16 protein-coding genes and 1 tRNA gene are annotated in these 22,237 nt (G+C 57.3%); 10 read left to right on the top strand and 7 right to left on the bottom strand.

Going from position 1 to position 22,237, the window contains the following annotated elements; translation table 11 throughout:
- The first annotated feature begins 239 nt into the window (after positions 1-239).
- On the top strand, positions 240-1,064 hold the full coding sequence (locus FHS27_RS06955) for a GDSL-type esterase/lipase family protein (protein ID WP_246419229.1): 825 nt from the start codon (positions 240-242) through the stop codon (positions 1,062-1,064).
- Positions 1,065-1,115: 51 nt separating this feature from the next.
- Here the strand turns inward: FHS27_RS06955 and FHS27_RS06950 are convergent, their stop codons facing one another.
- From FHS27_RS06950 to FHS27_RS06940, 3 genes are all read right to left on the bottom strand, one after another.
- On the bottom strand, positions 1,116-1,766 hold the full coding sequence (locus FHS27_RS06950; RefSeq protein WP_184303497.1) for a sigma-70 family RNA polymerase sigma factor: 651 nt from the start codon (positions 1,764-1,766) through the stop codon (positions 1,116-1,118).
- Positions 1,767-2,001: 235 nt separating this feature from the next.
- Positions 2,002-2,568 carry a type 1 glutamine amidotransferase domain-containing protein gene (locus FHS27_RS06945; RefSeq protein ID WP_009101522.1) on the bottom strand — a complete coding sequence of 189 codons (567 nt, stop codon included), beginning with the start codon at positions 2,566-2,568 and terminating at the stop codon, positions 2,002-2,004.
- Between the two features lie 175 nt (positions 2,569-2,743).
- A complete protein-coding gene (locus FHS27_RS06940; protein WP_184303494.1) occupies positions 2,744-4,147 on the bottom strand; it encodes a dipeptidase in 1,404 nt (467 codons plus the stop codon).
- A gap of 204 nt (positions 4,148-4,351) precedes the next feature.
- Here FHS27_RS06940 and FHS27_RS06935 point away from each other — a divergent pair, with 204 nt between their 5' ends.
- The 4 genes from FHS27_RS06935 (at position 4,352) to FHS27_RS06920 (ending at position 7,792) form a co-directional block, all read left to right on the top strand.
- On the top strand, positions 4,352-4,801 hold the full coding sequence (locus FHS27_RS06935; RefSeq protein WP_315854478.1) for an ATP-dependent Clp protease adaptor ClpS: 450 nt from the start codon (positions 4,352-4,354) through the stop codon (positions 4,799-4,801).
- A gap of 9 nt (positions 4,802-4,810) precedes the next feature.
- Positions 4,811-5,122 (top strand): hypothetical protein, encoded by a 312-nt coding sequence (locus FHS27_RS06930; protein ID WP_184303492.1) that lies wholly within the window; start codon positions 4,811-4,813, stop codon positions 5,120-5,122.
- Between the two features lie 4 nt (positions 5,123-5,126).
- Positions 5,127-5,936 (top strand): TatD family hydrolase, encoded by an 810-nt coding sequence (locus FHS27_RS06925; protein ID WP_009101533.1) that lies wholly within the window; start codon positions 5,127-5,129, stop codon positions 5,934-5,936.
- Between the two features lie 152 nt (positions 5,937-6,088).
- Positions 6,089-7,792 carry a hypothetical protein gene (locus FHS27_RS06920; RefSeq protein ID WP_184303491.1) on the top strand — a complete coding sequence of 568 codons (1,704 nt, stop codon included), beginning with the start codon at positions 6,089-6,091 and terminating at the stop codon, positions 7,790-7,792.
- Between the two features lie 276 nt (positions 7,793-8,068).
- Here the strand turns inward: FHS27_RS06920 and FHS27_RS06915 are convergent, their stop codons facing one another.
- A complete protein-coding gene (locus FHS27_RS06915) occupies positions 8,069-9,403 on the bottom strand; it encodes a L,D-transpeptidase family protein (protein ID WP_315854477.1) in 1,335 nt (444 codons plus the stop codon).
- Positions 9,404-9,955: 552 nt separating this feature from the next.
- Between FHS27_RS06915 and FHS27_RS06910 the strand changes: the two genes are divergently transcribed.
- The 4 genes from FHS27_RS06910 (at position 9,956) to FHS27_RS06895 (ending at position 14,184) form a co-directional block, all read left to right on the top strand.
- A complete protein-coding gene (locus FHS27_RS06910) occupies positions 9,956-10,705 on the top strand; it encodes an SDR family oxidoreductase (protein ID WP_184303489.1) in 750 nt (249 codons plus the stop codon).
- Positions 10,706-10,778: 73 nt separating this feature from the next.
- Positions 10,779-11,396 (top strand): RNA polymerase sigma factor, encoded by a 618-nt coding sequence (locus FHS27_RS06905; protein ID WP_184303487.1) that lies wholly within the window; start codon positions 10,779-10,781, stop codon positions 11,394-11,396.
- Positions 11,393-13,651, top strand: coding sequence for a WD40 repeat domain-containing serine/threonine protein kinase (locus FHS27_RS06900; protein ID WP_184303485.1), 2,259 nt, complete (start codon positions 11,393-11,395; stop codon positions 13,649-13,651). The genes FHS27_RS06905 and FHS27_RS06900 overlap by 4 nt, the downstream gene beginning before the upstream one ends.
- Before the next feature lie 224 nt (positions 13,652-13,875).
- Positions 13,876-14,184, top strand: coding sequence for a hypothetical protein (locus FHS27_RS06895; RefSeq protein WP_184303483.1), 309 nt, complete (start codon positions 13,876-13,878; stop codon positions 14,182-14,184).
- Positions 14,185-14,306: 122 nt separating this feature from the next.
- Here FHS27_RS06895 and FHS27_RS06890 read toward each other — a convergent pair.
- Positions 14,307-14,380: transfer RNA gene (locus FHS27_RS06890), tRNA-His, on the bottom strand.
- A gap of 211 nt (positions 14,381-14,591) precedes the next feature.
- On the opposite strand from FHS27_RS06890, the gene FHS27_RS06885 reads away from it, so the two are divergent.
- Positions 14,592-18,509, top strand: a complete 3,918-nt coding sequence (locus FHS27_RS06885) for a serine/threonine-protein kinase (protein ID WP_246419227.1) — start codon at positions 14,592-14,594, stop codon at positions 18,507-18,509.
- A 263-nt stretch (positions 18,510-18,772) separates the two neighbouring features.
- Here the strand turns inward: FHS27_RS06885 and FHS27_RS06880 are convergent, their stop codons facing one another.
- Both FHS27_RS06880 and FHS27_RS06875 read right to left on the bottom strand, forming a co-directional pair.
- The gene (locus FHS27_RS06880; protein WP_315854476.1) at positions 18,773-19,705 is read right to left on the bottom strand and encodes a glycosyltransferase family A protein; all 933 of its coding nucleotides are present in this window, start codon (positions 19,703-19,705) and stop codon (positions 18,773-18,775) included.
- A gap of 239 nt (positions 19,706-19,944) precedes the next feature.
- Entirely contained in the window at positions 19,945-22,233 is a 2,289-nt protein-coding gene (locus tag FHS27_RS06875) for a transglutaminase family protein (RefSeq protein WP_315854475.1), read from the bottom strand.
- Positions 22,234-22,237: the final 4 nt, after the last annotated feature.

Here is a 22,237-nt window from a genome sequence, read left to right as displayed (position 1 = left end):
AGGGGTACATAGTGAGTTTCTTCAGCTGCCAGTGTTCGCGATTGGCAATCGGGTGACAAGACCGGTTCACGTTCGACTAGGCTGTATGCGCAGTTTTCCCCTCCTTTGACCCCGCCTCTCCCGCCTGGAATCCCCCGATGAAGCCCGTTTTTGCTGGCCCCTGCCGCTCGAAATCCGTTTTCCGTTGTTCATTGAACGTGTTTTTGCGATCTCGGGGGCCCGTTCGGTGGTTTCTCCCGATGGGGGCTATCGTTGCAGCAATCGGCATGATCGGGGCCGCCCCCTCGGCGAGTGGTCAGGAGAAACCAGGGCCGCAGACTAATGTGGCGACCCATTCAAAGGCCGAATCCCTGTACGACTCGCCTCTGAACGCCACCGAGGAGGAATTGAGCGGGATTCTCTCGCCCGAGGATCGAATCAAGGCGATCAAACGCTGGGATTCGGATATCGCGCGCTTTGAAAAGTTGGACAAGAGCGAATCGTATCCCGAAAACTCGGTCATGTTGCTCGGCAGCAGCAGCATTCGATTGTGGAAACAAGCCGCCGAGATGCTCGCACCCTATCCCATCATCCAACGCGGTTACGGTGGCGCCCGGCACGCCGACATGGTCGTTTTCGCGCGGCGGTTGATTTCGCCGCATCAGTTTCGCGCTCTCGTGGTCTTCATCGCCAATGACATCACCGGCTCCAAAGAGGATCGGACCGTCGAGGAAGTTCACAAAATGGTGATGCACCTCATTGGCGTCGCTCGGCAATATCAGCCCGACTCGCCGATTCTGCTGGTGGAGGTCACTCCGACGCAATCAAGATGGAAAGTTTGGCCGGAAATCCGCAGCCTCAATGCGATGTTTCGGGAAGTCGCTCTGACCGAGCCGAATGTTTATTGCCTCGCGACATCGGAATACTATCTCACCGCGAACGACATGCCTCGGACGGAACTGTTCATCGGTGACCAACTGCACCAGAACGAGGCCGGCTATCTGATTTGGGGCGACTTGATTCGCCGTCGTCTCGACGAGATTTTGTCGGACGAAGAGGTTCAGGTAAACGCTACCGCTGGTTGATGAGCCAGTCGATTTGGTTGGTGCGGCATCGAACGTGAAACCTGCCGAGATTCAGGAGAGCGATTCGTCTTCCTGTTCGAGCAGGATTCGCAGACGCCGCATCGCTCGGAGGTATCGCATGCTAGCGGCGGGCGGTTGCAGGCCGAGTGCCTCGGCAATTTCGAGGTTCGTTAGATGCTCGTAGTGACGCATCCAAATCACCTCGCGGTCGGCGTCGTCGAGGCGGTCGATCGCGGACTCAACACGCCCGGCGATTTCTCGCTGGGTCGCGACCGCGGCGGGAGTCATCGCGGGGTCACAGAGCTGGATCGCGAGGTCGACCGAGGATTCATCCACGCCGCCGCGTCCGCCCGAATGCATGGGCTGTTCGCGGTCCATGTTTCGTTTCGCACTGACGCGATGACGCCGGTACGTGTCGATGATCTGGTCCCAGGCGATTTGCCGTAGCCATAGGTGAAACGCCATCACCGGGTCGTCGAGATACTTGTCGAGCCGGCCGCTCGCTTCGACGAGCACTTCCTGAACAACGTCGCTGACGTCGACGCGTTGCTGGACTTTGCGATCGAGCCGCATTTCCACGAGGCGTCGAACGCCCTCACGGTGCCGATCTAGCAATCGGTTGACCGCATCCGGGTCGCCATCGCGGGCTGCCTGGATAAGGACCTCGGTGTTTTCGCCACGCGGCCAAATCGACTTGTTCATCTGTGTTGAATGTCTCCTGGCTGTATCGTAGCGGTTCGGCTACGTCCGGGGGACTGACTGCGTAAAAAGACGACGCAGCAGCGACGTAGATCGCTGTCGTGCTGAAGCGATCAAACGTGGGATTTGCCCGACGAGACGGTTAATTGTCAGTCCGGTAAAAAGCCTCACGGCCGCTCGACTCAGACGCCGCGCGGCCGCAGGATTGGTTAACACGGTATTCTCTCGCACCGCTGCTTTACACCGTTTGTTTCGCGTGTTTGCCTTCGGCGAATTCTTCGATCGCCTTGTCACAGAACGCGGGCAAGTCGTCCGGGTTACGACTGGTGACGAGACCCTCATCGCAGACGCACTCTTCGTCGACCCAGTTGGCTCCGGCGTTGGTCAGGTCGGTCTTGAGGCTCGGCCACGACGTGACGCGTCGGCCATCGACCACACCGGCTTCGATCAGCGTCCACGGTCCGTGACAGATTGCGGCAACGGGTTTGTGTTGTTTGAAGAAGTCACGCACGAAGTCGACTGCTTCGTCGTTGACCCGCAACGCGTCGGGGTTGAAGACACCGCCGGGTAAGACGAGTCCGTCGTAGTCAGATGCGCTGACGTCACCGACCACTTTATCGACATCGAATTGGTCGCCTTGTTTCTCGTGGTGAACACCCTGGACTTTGCCGGATTTGATCGAGACGAGATGCACGGTCGCGCCGGCTTTCTTGATCGCGTCCCAGGGTTTCGTTAATTCGACTTGTTCGAACCCGTCGGTGACGAGAAATGCAATCGTTTTGTTATCGAGTTTGTTCTTGCTCATTAGGTTTCCTTCTTTCGATCGTTATTGAGCCAACGTGGTTGGTTGGCGTTCAGAACTATTAGGCGTCGAGGCATCGACCGCGAACCGCAAATGGTTCGCGATCGAAACGCTGACGCAACGATCGAAGTCAGGAAGCGATTGCCATGCCAAAGTTGGGGCAATCGGATTGGCGAGTTTAGACTCGTCCCATCTCTTGCCAGAGTGCGGCCGACGCGTGGATGCCACGATGGAAGTCTTCGAGCGAGAACTTTTCGTTCGGGCTGTGGGCGGCATCGTCGTTCTGACCCCATCCCAGCAGCAGCACGTCGCACTCGAGCACTTCTTGGAAACGAGCGAGGATGGGGATTGAGCCGCCTTCGCGAATCATCACGGGGGCCACGCCGAAGGCGGTTTCCACCGCGGTGACTGCGGCTCGGGTGTACGGACTGGTTGCATCGGCGAGCATCGCACCGGCGCCGTGATCGGGTTTGAGTTCAAACTTCACGCCCGTCGGGCAGTGCCGAGTGAAGTGATCACGGAGTTTTTGCGTGATCGCGATAGGATCTTGGTTGGGGACCAGGCGGTGGCTGAATTTCGCCGACGCTTTCGCGGGCAATACCGTCTTCACTCCTTCGCCTTGGTGTCCTGAGGTGAGCCCGTTGATATCGAACGACGGCCGCGCCCATCGGCGTTCGTCGGTCGTGTATCCCGGTTCCCCGGCGAGTGCGTTGGCTCCGACACTGCGGGCGAACTCTTCATCGTCGCTGCCGAGTTGTTTCCACGCTTCTCGTTCGATTTCGGGGATCGGCAAAACGTCATCGTAGAAGCCTTCGACGGCGATGCGTCCGTCCGGTTCGATCATGCTCGAAAGCATCTGGCAAAGTGCGATCGCCGGGTTCATGACGGCTCCTCCGAATGAGCCGCTGTGCAGGTCATGGCTCGGTCCGTCGACGAAGAGTTCATACGTCGCGATACCTCGCAGGCCGCACGTGATCGCGGGGCGTCCAGGGCCGTACTGGCTGCTGTCGCTGACCACGACGACGTCGCAGGCGAGCGTTTCGGAAAGCCGCGGCAGGTGTTCTTCGAGGTTCGCACTGCCGACCTCTTCTTCGCCTTCAATCAAAAACTTGATTTGCACTGGAAGGGTGCGTCCACTGCCGATCCATTCGCAAACGGCGAGTACATGGGTGAGGACTTGGCCTTTGTCATCGGTCGCACCGCGGGCAAATATCTTGCCGTCGCGAATGACCGGCTCGAACGGGGGACTCGTCCACAAATCCAACGGTTCGGGCGGTTGAACGTCATAGTGTCCATATACCAGTGCGACCGGCGGGGTTTTTCCGTCGACCGGTTCGGGGAGTGGTGTTTCGGCGTAAATCAGCGGAAACCCGGCCGTCGGGATCGATTCGGTTTTCAGGCCCGCGGCCTCAAACTTATTCTTGACCCATTGGGCGGCCTTGTGAACATCTTCTTTAGCGGACGAGTCACTGCTGATGCTCGCGATCCGCAGCCACTGAATCAGTTCCTCCTCGAAACGTCCGGCATTCTGAGTCAGGAAATCGACAAATTCATCGGGCAGCGAGATGGCGGGATTGGTCATGAGCGTGTTTCGAATGGGGAGAGATTTTGGCCAACATTGAGTGTCAAAACGATTGTCCCAACGAGGGGAATTGTGACGCCGTTAACCCCTGCGGGTTGGGCGAAACGTGCCAGGACCGCCTGTGCAACCTTCGGAAAAATCAATACTTCAGGTCTAACAGGTGTAATCGTCTCGCGGCTACAATAACGTTTTTGCGGAACAATCGTGAACCGCATCAAACAGGAAGCCGTTCGCACTGAGAATTTACTCATCTGCAGCGAACCGATCAGGAGAACTCCAGGAACCATGTCCAACGAAGAGAGCATGTTTGACGAAGTCGTCGCCGTTGCCGTTGCCGAACCGGAAACCCAGCACGACCAGCGTCAAGGCACAAAACCGAAACGACAACCGCCGTATCACGTCATTCTTTGGGACGACACCGACCACAGTTTCGATTACGTCATTATGATGATGAAACGTCTGTTCCGAATGCCGATCGAGAAGGGCTTTCAGGTTGCCAAAGAAGTCGACTCCAGCGGTCGTGCGATCTGCATGACCACCACCCTCGAACTCGCCGAACTCAAACGCGATCAAATTCACGCGTTCGGAAAAGACGAACTGCTGCCGCGATGCAAAGGCAGCATGTCCGCCACGATTGAACCGGCCGAAGGTTAATTCGCAGATATGAAGTCTCGCAGCGCAGAAACCATTTTAGATGAATCCTATCTCGAGACGCGGGCCAAACTGCTCGAGGTTGCGGCGATCCTCGACCGCATCGATCGAGCCAATGGCGAGGGAGGGCGTTTGCCGGGTGATGCTGCGAAACGTCGCGAGCAACTCACCCAAGCGATCAACATTCTGTTAACCGATTCGGCCGATCGTGCTGAACAGATTCAACAGTTGTTCTCGCGTGAGTATGACCCCGATTGGCGGGCCACGTTCGGATTGCTGCCCGAACACGCATCGAACTCCGCCCCCCAATCACGAGAAAGCTGAAGCGATGGATTTCATTGACCCGCACCTGCACATGGTCAGCCGGACGACGGATGATTATGAGACGCTCGCGAGAATGGGATGCGTCGCGATTAGCGAACCGGCGTTCTGGGCTGGATTTGATCGTGGCAGCGCCGACGGATTTCGCGACTACTTCGAACAACTCACCGCTGTCGAACCCAAACGGGCCGCCCAGTTCGGAATCCAACATCATTGTTGGCTCTGCATCAACGCCAAAGAAGCCGAGAACGTGTCGTTGTCGCGTGAAGTGATCGCGATGATTCCGGAATTTCTCGATCGACCAGGCGTTCTGGGGATCGGCGAAATCGGTCTCAATAAAAACACGAAGAACGAGGCGACCGTCTTCCTCGAGCACCTTGATCTGGCGATCGAGCACGATCAGTTGATTTTGATTCACACGCCGCACCTGGAGGACAAGTACCAGGGAACGCGGATGATTCTGGACATGTTGTGTGACGATTCGCGAATCAATCCCGATCGGGTGTTAGTCGATCACGTCGAGGAGCACACGATCGGCGAAGTGCTCGACCGTGGTTTTTGGGCCGGCATGACGTTGTACCCCGTTACCAAATGCACGCCCGATCGTGCGGCCGACATGATCGAACGATTCGGCGGTGAACGGTTGCTCGCCAACTCGGCGGGTGATTGGGGGGTGAGCAAGCCGACGGCTGTGCCGGACCTCATCTATCAAATGCGTCGCCGGGGTTGTGATGAGTCGTTGATCCGGCGCGTCGTGCACGACAATCCGAGCGAGTTTTTCGCGAAGAGCGGAAAATTCGCAGCACCGGTTCGATAGAACAGTGCAACCATCGCTGCCGGTCGCGGTCCCGACGTCGTTTTCGGAATCCGGCAGCATGTCGCGATTGGGTGGCTTTGCCGAGTGATATGATTCCCTGTGCGATCTCGGACCCGTGATCGCTGGCTCTCAACACTCTGCAGAAATTGCTGATGACTTCCCATCGGATCGGGGGCGTGATTCACGCCTATCAAAAGTACGACCCCACCGCGTTCCCGCCACCGACGCAGGCGCCGCCGGATCTCGTCACGCCCGCGTTCGAGCAGGCGATGATGTACGGGAATTTTCGTCAGTTGACCGATGAGGAACTCGCCAACGCGGTTCGGTTGGATCCGTCTCAAATCGCCGGGCTGGGGCCGAGTATCGATTTTCTGCGGGCGTTGCTCGAAGAACGCAAACGCAAAATTCTCGAGACCTACGAAACTCGGGGCGTCAATAAGAAGGCACGCAAAGCGTTTCAGAAGGCCGCTGGCCGCGTACGCCCGCCGGCAAAGATGGAGAAATTGTTTCGCACCGCGGTCAATCAAGAACAGCCGTTCATGATCGAACGGTTGTGGTATCAAACCGGCGACGATAACAGCGACCTGGCGCGTGACCTGCTCGCGACCGGTGCCGCGATGAGTGACAAGCACAATATCGAAGAGTTGTCGACGAAGTACGAATTCACCGGTAATGAATCGATGACGGTGCCGCAGGCTCTCGAGATCAAAGAGGAACTCGAGAAAATCGACGAACTGCTCGAACAACTCGATCAAGCGGAGAAAACCGCTCAGATCGGGATTATCGACATGGATTTGCTGTCCGAGTTCGCGCAGCCCGGAGACATGCAGCAACTCGAAGAGATGCGTACTCAGGTCGAAAACCTGCTGCGAGAGCAAGCCGAGCGTCAAGGTCTCGAGCGTCGGGCTGATGGCAAAGGTTTCAACCTGACCCCGCAAGCGTACAAAATCTTCCAGGGGCGATTGCTCGAACGAATCTTCAGCGAACTGGCGCCCTCACGCAGCGGACGGCACGAAGGTGATGTCGTCGGAGAGGGGGCTGTCGAATTGCAGCAAACCAAGCCATACGAATTTGGAGACAGCGTCGCCAATCTCGACCTGCCTCAAACGATCATCAACGCCTTGATCCGCCATGGCGATGAGCGACCACTGAGGCTGCACAGTGATGACATCGTCGTCCATAAAACCCGCAACCACCCCAAGTGTGCGACCGCGGTCATCATGGACATGAGCGGTTCGATGAGATACGACGGGCAGTACATCAACGTCAAACGCATGGCGCTCGCCTTGCAGGGGCTGATCAATAGTGAATACCCCGGTGACTTTCTCCGGTTCATCGAGATGTACACATTCGCAAAACTCCGTTCACCCGGAGAGATCATTGAGTGCATGCCCAAGCAGGTAACCATTCACGATCCGTGGGTTCGACTGAAGTGCGACATGAGCAATCCCGAGATCAGCGAACAGCAGATCCATCCGCACTTCACGAACATTCAGCACGCCCTTCAACTCGCCCGGCAGAACCTCGTCAATTGTGACACGCCCAATCGGCAAATCGTGTTGATTACCGACGGATTGCCCACGGCGCACTTCGAGGACGAAACGTTGTACATGTTGTATCCGCCCGATCCTCAAACCGAGGCGGCGACGATGCGTGAGGCGGCGTTGTGCCAGAAAGAAGGGATCACGATCAATATCTTCTTGATCCCGAGTTGGTCGCAGAGCGAAGAAGACATTCGATTCGCGTATCGAATGGCGCAGTCAACGCGGGGTAGAGTGTTCTTCACCAGCGGTAAAGATCTCGATCGATTCGTACTATGGGATTACGTCCAAAACCGCCGCGACATCATCACGTAAGATCGGTTGCGACGCACGTCTATGGCCCTTGAGTTGTTGCAGCAGCGGTGGACCGCCCAAGATGCCTTCGTCCCAGGCCATTTCCTTCGATCCCGTAGCTACCGTCGCGAAACGGTGGACCGCGGTTTCGCGAACCTCGCGATTTGCAAGTTCCGCGATCTATCGAGAGCCGACCTCATTTGCAGAGATCTTCGACGACCGCCAAGCCGCGAGATGTTTCGTTCCGCCGCGTGATGCGAGTGAATGCTTCACGCTGCGGTTTTGTTCTGCCACTCGTTATCGGATCGTGACCGATGAGCCTTCGGAGAGAATTCCGAAAACGTCTCGAGAGTAGTTGCCCGCGATGCTGATACAGCCTTCGTTGGTGGCGCTGTCCGTTTTGGGGCTGCCGTGCAGGCTGATGCCTTGACCGAGGTCGATCCACATCGACCCGTAGGGGTTGCGTGGGCTGCCTGGTGGGATCGGCGTTCCGGCCATGTCGTAGTACGTCTTGGCCGATTTCTTTTCTTGGATGGTGTACGTTCCCGGACGTGGAGCGGGATCGTTGCCGATTCCTACGGGGAAGCGTCCGGCGTAGAGATCACCTAAAAACAAGGTGAGTTCTTTGTTTTCCAAATCAACATCTGCTCGGAAAGGGCCACGCACAACTTTCAGATCTGTTCCCGGCAGAACGGTGACCGGGTCGCTGACGCCGTTGATGTTGGCCAGCAGTTGCCACGGCACGTCGTATTTCTGAGCGATGTCCATCAGTGTTTCGTTGGAACCCACGCGATGAGGTTCTTCGAGCAGGTGTTCGGGCGAATAGATCACGTCACGTGCGAGCGGATCGAGTCGAACCAGCAGTTGTTCTCTCTGGTCGCTGCTGAGGTTCGGTGTTTCGTAGAACAGGCTCAGCGTCGCGAGTGCTTCACGCCGGCGGTCTGCATTGAATTGGCGGTCCGCTGTTGCGATTGCGTTGGCGAGTCCGGCGGCGGCGACGTCCGATGCGGCTGATTTCGCCGACGGCAACGCGGACGTTTGGCTCGAGGTGCTTGGGACATCGAGGTAGCCGAGTGAATCGGTTGCACTCGTTTGCGAGTCGGAAATCGACGTGACGCTGTTCTCGGTCATGCGGATCGCTTCGTTGGGATCCGGCAAACTGAAATCGGCACCGGTGGTCGGGTAATCGCGACCAGGGTCGGCAGAGATGGTGACCGCGGTGGCCGACTCATCCACGTCGGGCAGTCGGCTGACGCCGCGCGGTGTATCGAGATCGCTCATCTGGAACGATTCGTTTGAAAATTGGTCGTCACTCGAATCAAGGTTCGTTTCGAGATCGGCGAAGGTTTGGTCGACCGAGTTGAAACTCGATAACGGACCGTTCGCATTGTCGAGTGACGGATCGGGCTCATTCGCCGGGGCCGACATCGAGAAGTCGTCAAACGCGGTGGGGGTGCCGTCGTCGATACCGAAGCTGCCGAAGTCGTCGGGCAGGCTGTCCATGCCCGATTCAACCAACAGGGATTCGACTCCTTGCGGTAACGGGTCTGGCGGTGTCGTCATTGAGACGTACGCACTGTACAGCACGGTCATCATGAGAACAACAATTGCGGATGTCTTCAGCGTTTGCACGGCGGTCTCTCCCTGCCGGTGGCTGTCTGACGATCGACGCGTTCGCCGAGAAAGGCGTGCGTGAAGATAGGCAAACAGGTGTGCGTGGAAACGAATGAGCGGCAGCACCACAATCCTTGCGGGCCCGCATCGACCCAAGGCATAGCGGAATGGGCGATCTCGAATCCAGGTCAAATTGATTCTTTTTGGCCCAAATGCCTTCCATTTCCCTCTCGGTGGGGGAGGTCGCGGACGCCTTTGGATCGGAGAAATCGAGCCATCCATCCCGAGATGTCACGAATCCGAAAGCATTTCCATCGCTGCCATAACTACCGTCGCTCAACGGTGCAGTGGTCCTGGCGAACGTACCTCGTTCGAGACCGACGCCATTTCCTGAAACGACCCATGGGGCCGGTTTTCTCCAGACTGCCTCGTTTCTATCGCTCTACCCCGAATTTTTCCCGGTCCGTTTGTAAGGCGATGAGCGGTCTCCGGTATTCCTTTCAGACACCGCTTCGGCGGGCAACAAACAATTCAATCAGACGCTGAAAAGTTCACGCGGGAGACAGGAAAATGGGATTCGATTTAGTCGGTAGGGTCGTTTTGGTAACGGGTGCGAACCGGGGTATCGGGCGATCGATTGTCGAGGAAGCAATCCGACGAGGTGCGAGCAAGGTCTATGCGGCCGTTCGCAAACTTGATTCGGCGGCATCGCTGGTCGAGCAGTTCGGCGATCAAGTCGTGCCGATTCATGTCGACCTGGAAGACCCCGCGTCAATTACCGCCGCAGCGAATCAGGCCCGCGAAGTGGATGTTGTCGTGAATAACGCGGGCGTTTTGACCGTTTCGTCGGTGACGGATCCGGTGGCGTTCGAGTCACTGAAGTATGAGTTCAACGTCAATGTGTTCGGAATGCTGCACGTGGCTCAGGCGTTCGCTCCCGTTTTGAAGGCCAACGGCGGTGGCGCGTTCGTGCAGCTCAACAGTGTGGCATCGATTAAGTCGTTTGGTGACTTGGCCACGTATTCGGCGTCGAAGGCGGCGAGTTACTCGCTCACGCAAGCTCTCCGCGAATCGCTGGCCGAGCAGGGAACGCGAGTTGTCAGCGTTCTCCCGGGGCCGATTCAGACCGACATGGCGGGCGATGCGGGCTTCACAGAGATCGCGGAGCCTCCTGTATTGGTCGCTACGGCGGTTTTCGATGCCGTTGAGGAGGGGCGGTTCCACGTGTGGCCTGACTCGATTGCGAAGCAATTTGGAGAAGCGTATCAGAGTTTTGCAGAAAAAATTATTGAAGCTGAAGTGCAGGAAAACCCTGTGTGATGCGATGTCGTAGTGGGGTGGTGACAGGTTGGTACAATGCCGTGTCCATTCACGCACCCCTCTGAGGCATCCCATGACCGAGACTCCGCTGACGCGAGCAACACTCTTGCTCAGGTTGCGTGACACAGCGGACACGGAAGCGTGGGAAGCATTTCTCCGCGACTACGGGCCGATGCTTTATCGGTTTATTCGCAGTCGTGGTTTGCAGGACGCCGATGCGGCGGATGTTGTCCAGGACGTTTTGCGAAGTGTCGGGATGGCGATCGATCGATTCGATTACGCCAAAGAGAAAGGCGGCTTTCGGGCGTGGTTGTTCACGATCACCCGCAACAAGTTGTCGACGTACTTTGAAAAGCGAAAGCGAGCGAGCCCGACGGCAAACGACACTGCCCAGCTCGAGTTGCTCAAACAGGAGTCCGCCGGCAAAGACGAACTCCAGGAGAGTTGGGATCGCGAGCACCAGAGGCAGATCGCGGCGAAAGCGATGCGGTTGCTCCAGCCCACAATCGAACCGAATACTTGGATGGCTTTTACCATGACCGCAGTCGACGGAATGACGGCAGAGGATGTGGCCACGCGGTTGAGTATGTCCAAAGGGGCTGTTTATGTCGCGAGGAGTCGCGTCACGGCCAAACTTCGAAATGAAGTCGCACGGATACTTGCTGAAGAAGATGCAGGAGAGCTGGTTTGAAAGTTATTGATCAATGTCCCGACCCGGTCGAACTGAATGAACTCATTCAGTACGAGTTATCGGAAGCCGATACCGACCGAGTGACTCAGCACTTGCAGGATTGCACGACGTGTCAGGAAAAGCTGCAGACGATTGCCAGTGGTGATCTTCCGATCGAAGACCTCGTCCAAGGAATGAATGCGGAGAACCCGCTGCGTGACTCTGCGCTCTGGCCCGCGATTGATGGTCTCTCTCGAGAGATCCGTTCGCAACCGACGATCGATTTGGATGGCGGCAGTCAATCGCCTACGGATGCCGGGCCAACTCACGCCGCGCCGCCATCGTCGCTTCCCGATGATCTGAGTTTCTTGGAACCATCGGATGACCCGGCGTACCGAGGTAAGCTTCAGCATTTCCAGATCGCTCGGGTGATCGGGCGTGGTGGGATGGGCGTTGTGCTCGAAGGCTTTGACACGCATTTGCATCGCAGTGTTGCGATCAAGGTGTTGAACTCACAGTTCCAAGCGAACGATTTGGCGAGGCAGCGTTTCTGTCGCGAGGGTCGCGCTGCGGCCGCGATCTCGCACGAACACGTTGTGCCGATGTATCAGGTCGCGAAAGCGAACGAAGGCGAGATCGCTTACCTCGTGATGCAATTGATCGAGGGGGAAACCCTGGAGAATCGATTGCGTGGTGGTCAGCCGTTGCCGCCGATTGACGTTGCGCGGATTGCTATGCAAACGGCCGCGGGGCTGTCGGCTGCGCACAAGCGAGAGATGGTGCACCGGGACATCAAGCCTGCGAACATCATGATCGAAGCCGAGACGAACCGTGTGAAGCTGACTGACTTCGGACTCGCTCGTACGGCGGACGATGTCAAGTTGACGAAGACGGGAATGGTGACCGGGACACCGCTTTATATGTCGCCTGAGCAATCGCTCGGTGAGAACGCCGATGAACGAAGCGATTTGTTCTCGCTCGGTGCGGTGATGTATGAGATGGCGACCGGCATGGCGCCATTTCAGGCACCGTCGGCACTCGGTGTGATGCAGCGGATCGTGAATCACACACCCGAGCCTCCGCACAAGGTGAATCCCGCGATCAAGCGGCCGCTGTCCGATTTGATCATGTCCTTGCTCGAGAAGTCTCCGGCCGATCGTCCCGAGTCCGCTGCGGAAGTCGCGACGGCATTGGCGTCGATCGTCAGTGAGTACGGACCCATTTCGCCGTTGCAGGTGCCCAGCATCGCGGCGAGCGAAGTTAAAAAATTATCGGGAAGCTATCGCCGCGGTGAGCGTCGTTGGGCGATCGCGGCGTGGGTCACCGCTGCGGTCGCGATCATGGTCGCTATCGCTAGTTTCGTGATCATGCGACCTGATCTAGGCGACGATTTTCCTTCGGTCGTCTTGCCTGACAATCCGGGAACGGTTTGGGCGTCGGACTTTTCGCCGGGGGGCAGCACTCTCGCGGCCGCGGTCGAGGATGGTAGTGTTCGTATTTGGGACGGTGCCTCGCAAACGTTGCAGAAGAGTTTCAACGCGCACCGGGGTGTTGTTTGGTCGGTGGCCTATCACCCGACACGTCCGATGTTGATGACCAGTGGTGACGATGCGACGATCAAACTTTGGGACACCGACGATTATGAAGTGATCCGCGAATGGAAGGCGGCCGGCTCGGTTCGTGGCGTTGCGTTTTCCCCGGATGGTAACCGCGTCGTCGCGGGAGACCGTGACGGGGGGCTGCATGTGTACGACATCGATACCGGTGAGGAAGTCAGGTCGGTGACCACCCCGGGAACGATCTTGGGCGTGGACTATTCTCATGACGGAAAGTTGATTGCCAGCGTCGGTCATGACAAAGTACTTAGGTTGTTTGACGCTGAAACGTTGGTGGAACGTCAATCGATGTCTGGGCATGACGGAACGATCTACAACGTGCGTTTCGCACCGAAGGGGCCCTTGGTGGCGACGGTCGGTTGGAACAAAAACGTGAGGGTCTGGAACAGCGAGACCGGTAAGGAAATCCTGAATCTCGCCGGCAGTGAAGGTGATGTATGGAGCGTGTCGTTCTGCAGCGACGCTTCGCACCTGATCACGGGCGAACAGATGGGTGCGGCCCGGGTTTGGGACCTCGCAACGGGGAATCCTGTCTCGACACTTCGGGGACACTCATCCGCCGTCTATGACGTGGCGATGAACCCCGCTTCGCATCAGATTGCCACGAGTAGCCGCGACGGTACGGTGCGAATTTGGGACATGAGCCGAGTCGCCGACTAGACGATTCGCAATGACCCTGACCCCCGGGTTCGATCGAATCGGGGACGGCATGAACCGCACACTTGGTCGGATCGCGAAAGTGTGCGGAGTTGGGGCAATTCTTCCAATCGCGATGTGGATGTCACCGCGGCAAAAGGTCTCATGCCGTGCAGGATGTCGGGTGATTCGGCGACCGGTGTAACCGCCGTCATCAGGCAGTGGACCTCGTTCCGTCGAACACGGTCATGGACGAACACGGCGTTGGGAGACCACGTGCTTTGCCCGTTGTGCGGCGCGAGTTGCGTGCGGTGACAGAGTTGCGTGCGGTGACAGGCACGTTTCTTTGGCGACCGTTGTCTTCAGGAGTGGATTACGGTTTGTTTGCCGAACGTTTGCCCGCGTTCTTCTTTGTCGCGGAGGACCAGACGCCGCTATCTGTCGACGCTTGTTTGATGTACAAACGTCTTGTTGTCAGCAGCGAGGTGACGATTGGAATAGAATCGTATTCCACGAACGGTCCGAGATCGCCGGTTGGGATCGCAGGACTCGAATGAGAAGAAGGGGCCAAAAACTGCTCTTTGGCCGACTGGATCGCCCATTCGCGATCTTTTTAAGATTGATGGATCAAAAATTGCCCGGAATTGACAACCGTTTACCATTGTCTGATTAAGAAGAGGGTGGCTGAGGGGACTCGAACCCCCGACCTTCGGAATCACAATCCGACGTTCTAACCAACTGAACTACAACCACCGCATGTTTTCGGGAGCGAATGACGATGCTCGTACTGCTCCTCGAAGGCTGAAACAATATCTTTCCCGTTCCGGTCGGTCAATGGCTCCGGGGTGAGAAGTAATCGTAAAAAATTGTGATTTTGTCCATTTAATTACTATGCCTAACGTTGTCGTCACGCGAGTATATCTCGACAACAAGATGTATTTTGACGAAGGGGCTATTTTCGATCATGAATCATTGGGACGACTACTCCGGCGATGACTGGATGCGTCCGAGCAGTTCTCGCGAAACACAGGTCAAAATTGATGAAGGCCGAGCGACCAAGGGTGTTTCGAAGCGTCCAAGATTAGAAAAATCACCTTGGAAGCCTGGCGACCAGATCGCAGGATTTGAATTGCAGAGGCCGATCGGCTCAGGGTCTCACGGATGGGTCTATGAAGCTCGGGAGACCACGACCGATAAAATCCTCGCTCTGAAACTGTTTCCGAACGTTGATCCGAAAGAAGCCGTCCGCGCGAAGACTGGGTTTCGCCGGATGAGCAAATTGCGGCATCGTGGATTGGTGCGGCTGTTTCGGATTCACCACGAAAACGACCTGCTCGCGTTTTCGATGGAACGAATTGATGGTGATAACCTCGTGCAGGTTCTCCGTTATTGGAAACGTTTGCCGATTGCCGAGGCATGCGAGAATCTCGCCGAGATGCTCCGCCAGGTCGGTTCGGCACTGGCGTGGACACACGCGAATCAGTTGGTTCATCGCGACATCAAGCCGACCAACCTGATGCTGACCGGCGACGGGAAGCGGTTTGTGATTATCGATTGCGACCTGACGGGTGAATTCGCGGCCGAGAGCGATCCGGAGAATATCCGCGGTTATCTCATTTGGACGCCCATGTATGTGGCTCCCGAAGTGTTGTTCCGGCAGTCTTATTGCCCGGCCAGCGATATCTTCAGTCTCGGGATGGTCGCGCTCGAAGCGATGCGGATGTTTTCGTCGGCCGAACGTCGCAGAGACCTGCAGAATAATGACTCCTGTCCCCCTGCGTCGGAAAACAACGAGTTGCAGGACGTCGTGATCCCTCGTGACGAACGAAGCCGCGAAACGGACGAGGCACACATTGCATCGGCGATGATCGGTTTACACCCGGCGATTCCGGAGATGTTGATCGATGTCGTTAACGAGATGTTATCGCCGGATGTTTCCGATCGTCCAACGGCGCTTTCGCTGTCTCGACTCGGCAGGTCGCCGGTCGTGGGAAGTCCGCTGGCCGGTCACAACAACTCGTCTGCTCGTGCCTATCGTTTGACCGAGATCGCACGTGAGTCAGAGATGACCACTTTCCGTCGATGGTGCCACCAGGTGCTCGGCGGCGAGATGCAGCGGTTGCATATCGACGGCACCTCGGGAATCGGCAAGTCCACGTTCCTGCAGATGGGCATCGAGCGTTTGCGTTCGCAATCATGGCCGATGGTATTTGTTGCGAGATGTCAACGTTTCGAGCAACGTCCGTTGCAGGCGTTCAGCCAGATCGCGGACGAAATCGTGATGCGTTTCCGTCGCGGCGGTATCGAAAAAATCTTTGTCGATTCGGTGAGCGAGTCGATCCTGCAGACGGTGTTACCGAGTTTCGAAGAAATACTCGAGGTCGATTGGTCCGAACCGCCGATTGTGACATCGCCGACGCGGCCCGGCGGTCTTGACGCGGCGATGAAGGTGGTCAATCAGCTTCGCCAGATGGCGCCGGTGTTCTTTGTCATCGATGATGTTCAATGGGCGGACCAGGACACGATCCAAGTGCTCGATCACTTGCAGGCCAATGCGGGGCTCCGGCATGGGCCGCCGCAGTATCAAGGATTCGGCCTCATCACCGTTTCGCGATCCGATGGGGATCAACAACAGATCGCCGCCAACGAAACGATCTCGCTTAACCCGCTCGCTCGCGATCTCACGTCGGAAGCGATCGTATCCGAAGCGACGCTGCATGGCCTGGCGTTGACTCCGACGCAGTTGGAATCGCTGAACGACCAGATCGACGGGCAACCTTATCGGCTCGAGGCGTATCTCGCTGAGTTGGCGCCCGACGGCTTATTGCATCAGCGATTAACGCGAATTTCGACTCAGGCCCTTGATGCCAACGAGGGGGGGGCCGAAACGGCGGAGAACGTTCACGACGCACCTTCGATCGAAGAGGTTTGGCAGCGGCGTAAGGATCAATTGAGTCAACACGTGTCTCAATTACTCGACACGATCGTGATCGCGGGACGGCAGGTTTCGTTTGCGGAGCTGTGTTTGATCCATCCGAATACGGCGTTGCTCGAAACCGAACTCGAGGAACTCGCAGAGAAGGGGCTTGTTTTCCGTGATGGACGTGATGGTCAATACATCCGTGTCTGGCACGACCGTTTGTCGAAACAGCTCCTAGACCAAATTCAAGCCGATCGTCGAAAAACGTTGCATCGCCAATGGGCTGAGGGATTGGCGAAGGACGGGATGGCAGCGGGGCGTATCGCTGAACACTACGAACAAGCGGGTGACACGCAACAATTTGTCGTATGGGCGAAGCAGGCTGCGGTCCAGGCGTTGCAAGTTTACGCGGAAATCGAAGCGGGAAAGTGGTACGGGATCGTTGCCTCGCATACCCACGGCGATGAGCGTATCGAATCGCTGCGTCACGCGGCTGAGGCGATGCAGCGTGGTGGTCGCCTGTTTGAAGCCGCCGCGCATTATCGCGAACTCGCCAATTCATTCACCGGCCAAGCCAAGCTCGAGGTCGAGCTGGATGAGGTACTGTGCTCGATTCGTTCGGGACGCTTTGCCGAAGCGGTCGAGCATCTCGATCCGCTCTTGGCTCGGTTGAAGCTCCCGCGGCGAAAACCGGTTTGGCGACACAAGCTGTCGCTGATGTGGAACCTGATACGGCAGTCGGTTTCCAAGTGCGAGATCGAACTGCGTGAATCTCACTCGCTGCCGATGCGTCCTCAGTCGAAGGCGAATCAGATTGCCGCCTGCCAATCGTTGGTGCGTCCGTTAAGCATGATCGACAATTGGCTCGCAGCGGAGCTGAACGTTTTCAATCGTCAGAATGTCGCGAGATATGGCTCGCGGAACGAACAGATCGAAGTGCTGATCGGTAACGCGGTTTTCGGTGCCTACTTCCCTGGTAGGAATCGCCGTAAAGCGGTCGACTCGTTGTCGCAGTTACGCGCCACGCTCGGCGATGCCGATTCAACAGCGGCGTATGGCGACGTCCATGCGGGGATGGCGTGGGTGGCGGCGTTGAGCGGAGAGTGGACCGAGGCGATCAAGCAGGCGAAAGACAGCCGCGACTTTTATGCTCGTAGCGAGGCACATCGCGGGTTCGAAATTGCCCACACGAGTTGTTGTGAATCGATTGGTTTTTTCCAAGTCGGTGATCTCACTTCGCTCGCGGCCATGATTGACGACATGCAAGCCGAAGGGCGAACGTCGAACGACTATTTCATCCTCACAATGGGATCGTTCGGCTACAGTTCTGTGGCGTTCATGATGCGTGATGATTTGCAAACGCTCGACATGAATTACGACTTACTGAACCCGAGCATGAGTAAGATCGGGGATGACGCGTTCTCTCTCGTCATCCAGATGGAACGGTTGCTTCGTGTGACGTACCTCAATTCGGCGGAGGACACGGATTCAGCGATTCGCGAAATCCTTCCACTGTGCCGTCGGTCGGTCGTCTATCGGATTCAAATGATGAAGATGCTAATCACGGAGTTAACCGCCGTGGCGAGCCTGCGATTGCTCTATGAGGATGACGCTGCCGGCGTCAAGAAGTTCAAACATCTGATCAAAGAATTACGCTCGCATCAGATCGATTCGGCCACCACGAAAGCCGATTTGGTGGAAGGCATCGCGTTAGCCCGTTTACCGCGCAAGTTTGCCGGCGGCGAAGAGGTTTCGCTCAAGAAGGCGAAACATTTGTTGGAGTCCGCAAGTGTGTCCGCGGAGAGTCAACAGATGACGCCATCGGCTCTCGCTGCTCGCGACGAGTTAGCTCGATTGACCAATCCGAATCATGAGTCCGAGCTCGAGAAATTCTTGGTCGACCAAGGCGTGGTCGATCCGATCGCGTTCGCAAGACTCTATCGCGGCGGCATGACGACGTAGACGGAATCGTCAATGAGATCGATGCTGCGTCATCGGTTTGGTGCCATCATGGGATGGCACAGGCGGCGCGTCACCGAGACGCGGTATTTTGAGACGCTGTGTGCGATGAGGGTTAGCACCGCCTGTTCGCGAGGGTGGTCGACGCTCGGCTGCTTTGGATCGAGCGTTATCACGAACGATGTCGCCGCCATCGCCAGACTTCGGGGGACCGAATCCTGGCGAGTCAAACTGCGGTGAGCGGGCACGTCATCATTTGAAGTGCTTTACGCTGCCCGTCGGTAGCTTTCGTTGGAACTAACGGGGATGCGGATTGCTTCGACCTGCTCGTCGCAACGCAGCGCCGAGTTAGTGCGTAGGGCTTTCGCGATCGCGGTTTGAGCCATCGGTGCGGTGGCGCGACGGATAGCGGAGCCGACTCCGTAAGAGAGGCAGGTCGCGATGAAACGTCCGAGGCTCTTGCCCCATCCGCCGGTGCCGAATTGATCCGCGATGGCTTGCAGTCGCCGATGGTTGGCATCGACATCGGCTTGGTAATCGCCCAACAGCGAATCGCTGTCTCCAATCCGAATGTTGCAGTCTCGACTGACAACACAACGCCATCCCGCTTGACGTGCGAGCAGGCAGTAGGCCATCGACGTTTCGACGACGTCGTTGCTGCCACGCAATGATCCGGTCAAACTGCGGAGTAGGTCCCGGCGCCAGAAACTGGTCGTCAAGAAGCCGCCATCGATGCGACTGCCTTTGCCGGCTTTGACGGCGTCGGTTCCTGCGGCAGCCATTTCGCATGCCGAGCCTGCCGATTGACGCCATCCTGCGTTGGCGATTTCGTTACTGTCGGAGTGTCGGACGACGGGGGCGACGACACCTGCGTCGTGGTGTTCGAATTCCAACAGGGCTTGATCGGCCCAATCTTGCCCCGCGACGTGTCCGTCGGCGAGCACATGCACGAATCGTCCGCGCGCCACGGCGGCGGCTTCACCGATTTGCTGAATCACGCTCGTGGTACCTGCGTCGACAAAATTGACTTCGTCGCCGAGTTCGAACGGATCGTCGTAGTTGCCCGCGTGGGGGACAATTACTTCGCACGCATCAGGTCGATGCTGCAGCACACTAACGAGGGAACTTTCAAAAGAAGTCGTGTCTCCGCAGTGAGGAACGACAATGGTCAACCGCGGGATCGTGGGGAACTTTGGCACCGCTGCACCTGCATGGGTCAAATTCGAAAAAATAGCCTCGGATCACTCTCAAACGAGTGACTCCGCCGGTGTCAGGAACCCGCGTGAGAACGGGAGCGACACTGCCTATGGGTTTCGGAATCGATCGGTCATGTGGTTGAGTCGATTGTCGGGTGACCTGTTGAAATGCGACAAGTCGCGCCGACGTGAGTTTGCATGAATCCGCTAATCGTTAGCGTTTACCAGCGGCAAGGTTAGTTTCAAGAACAGCGGTAAAGTTTAACGGCATGTTCACGGTACCATCTTGCCGCGTCGGCCAACTGCTCTCGGCGATGGCGTTCTTTGTCAGAAACCGTCTCGGAAGGCTGCGGTTCGATCCGGCGGGCGAATTGATGCAGCGTTTCACTTTGCCGGCGAACCCAACCTAATCGTCGAAGTCGGCGGTCCATTGTGCGCCGAGCCGAGGCCAGGGCAGCCGCGTTGGCGTCCGCGTTTCCGGTCCGCCGGCGCCACCAGAGCCAACCCGTCAGGGCGAATAACAGGGGTAGCTGTAGCACGCGGAAGATCATCGCCAACGCATCGGTCACGCGTAACGACATGAGGTTGCCCCACAGTGTTCGCACCCAATGGGCGGCGGCGAATTCCTCGTCCAGTGAAGTGAGGTTGAAATCCGATTGTGCCAGAGTTTGGCTGGATAGGTCGATCGTTTGGTAGACGCGTCCGGGCGTCGACTCGAGTGAGTACCATCGTTGGCGTTGGTCGTCGTAATACTCTACCCAAGCATGCGCGTCGCGATTGCGGGCGATGTAATAGTCTCCGCTGTCGCTCATTTCATCCATCACGTAGCCGGTCACATAACGTGCGGGCACGCCTTGGCTGCGGAGCATCAGGGTGGATGCCGATGCGAACAATTCGCAGTGTGCGGGATGCCGTGTCCGGAGGAAGTACGTGATCGGATCGAGCCCGGAGGGGGCGGCCTCGGTTTGCAGCGTGTATTGAAAGTTGTTTTGGAAGTAGGACGCGATGCGATCAGCTTTGCCTCGCGAGGATGCCGCCCCTTTGCAAACCTTCGACGCGATCGGGGCGATCGAATTTCGCAATTCCGCATCCACTGACGTTAACAACTCGAGAGCCGCAGGAGAAAGTTCCTCTTGCTCTGGTTCCGCCGCAACACCTGCCACCCAAGGCTGTGACGTGTCGATGCCTCGGTCGATCAAACCATGCGAAGTGATCCCGACTCGTTCGCCACGTGCTTCAATCCAAAATGCCGCCGACGGTAAAAAAATCATCGCTCCCCGCTCGGGTTGCCCATGAAGTTCGACTGTCGCGACAAGGTTAGGCCCCGATTGGTTGTTCGCAACGAAATCGGATTGATCCGTAACGGTTTCTTTCGCGTCCGTGCGGGAGGTGTTCCGCGAACCATCGCGTTCGAACATTTTTAATCCCGCCACCGGCCCCGACGAGCCACTGACGCTTAGCGAAAACCGATATCGGTTGGAGCCGCCGCTGCGCACCAGCGGAACTCGTGCCTCGGAGATGCGTTCTGCCCGCTGAGCACGGTAGACTCGGCCTACCGAGCCGTCTTGGTTTCGTTGGATCCACCGTCGTTGACTCCGCCATGAACGTTCGTGGTAGTCATCAAAGACGTTGCCGCGCAGGTAGCCGGGGGATGCCCCGCAATAACCGAGTAACGCGATGCCTTCTGGGTCGCTGAGCATGCTCTTTCGCACGCTGCCGAGTCGGTGTCCGGATACATAGCCACTGCTCGAGATCGGGAGGCTCGTGTCGGCGTCCTCGAATCGGTCTTTCAACTGCGCGAACACTTCGGCTTGGAGGTCAGGTAAGACAACGCCGGTCACCTGTGTGATTGCCGACGCCGCGATCAGCACCAGTGACAGTGTGAAGAGCGTGTAGGGCCATCTTTCGAAGTGGAAGCCGCGATCGTGTTTTTCGGTCACCGTATAAGGTCGCTTTTGTCGCGACAAAATGATCTGTGCCGAAATCACGAACCCGATCATGCTGGCCAGGCCGACCGCGGTTTGGGCGGGCAATGATCGGCTCACGCCACCGCCTGCGATCGTGACCATGATCGCAATCAATCCCACGACGAGCATCGTTACGTGTCCGCGGTGAGGCCAGATCGCCCACAGAATGCAAAGGACCGTGACGCAGTAGTGCGCGATCAAATCCACTGCGAGTAATAAGATGCTTGAGGCGTCCGTGATCCCGTGGGCCATCCGCCACGAAAACGTCACCAGAAGTGCGGCGATCAAGGTGAACCCTACTACCAGCCGCCGCCCGATCGTTCGCCACTGAATTTTGCTCTCCCTCTTAGTCGGCGTCGACGACGACGTTGTGGGCAACGTGGAAGCGAGTCGCAGGCGACGGTTGTCGAGCAAAATGCCGATCATCAACGCGGCTAGGACAAACGTCAAACACGTCGGAGAGGTCGAAAACGTCTGTCCCACGAACAGTGCCAACGAAGCGATGACGCCGCCGAGCAGGAGCCGGTTGTCGATCCATCGATACTGAAAACGTTGCTCGGTCACTTCA

The sequence above is a fragment of the Aporhodopirellula rubra genome, assembly GCF_014192335.1.
Classification (GTDB): domain Bacteria; phylum Planctomycetota; class Planctomycetia; order Pirellulales; family Pirellulaceae; genus Rhodopirellula; species Rhodopirellula rubra.
This window is presented reverse-complemented; position numbering and strand designations above follow the sequence as displayed.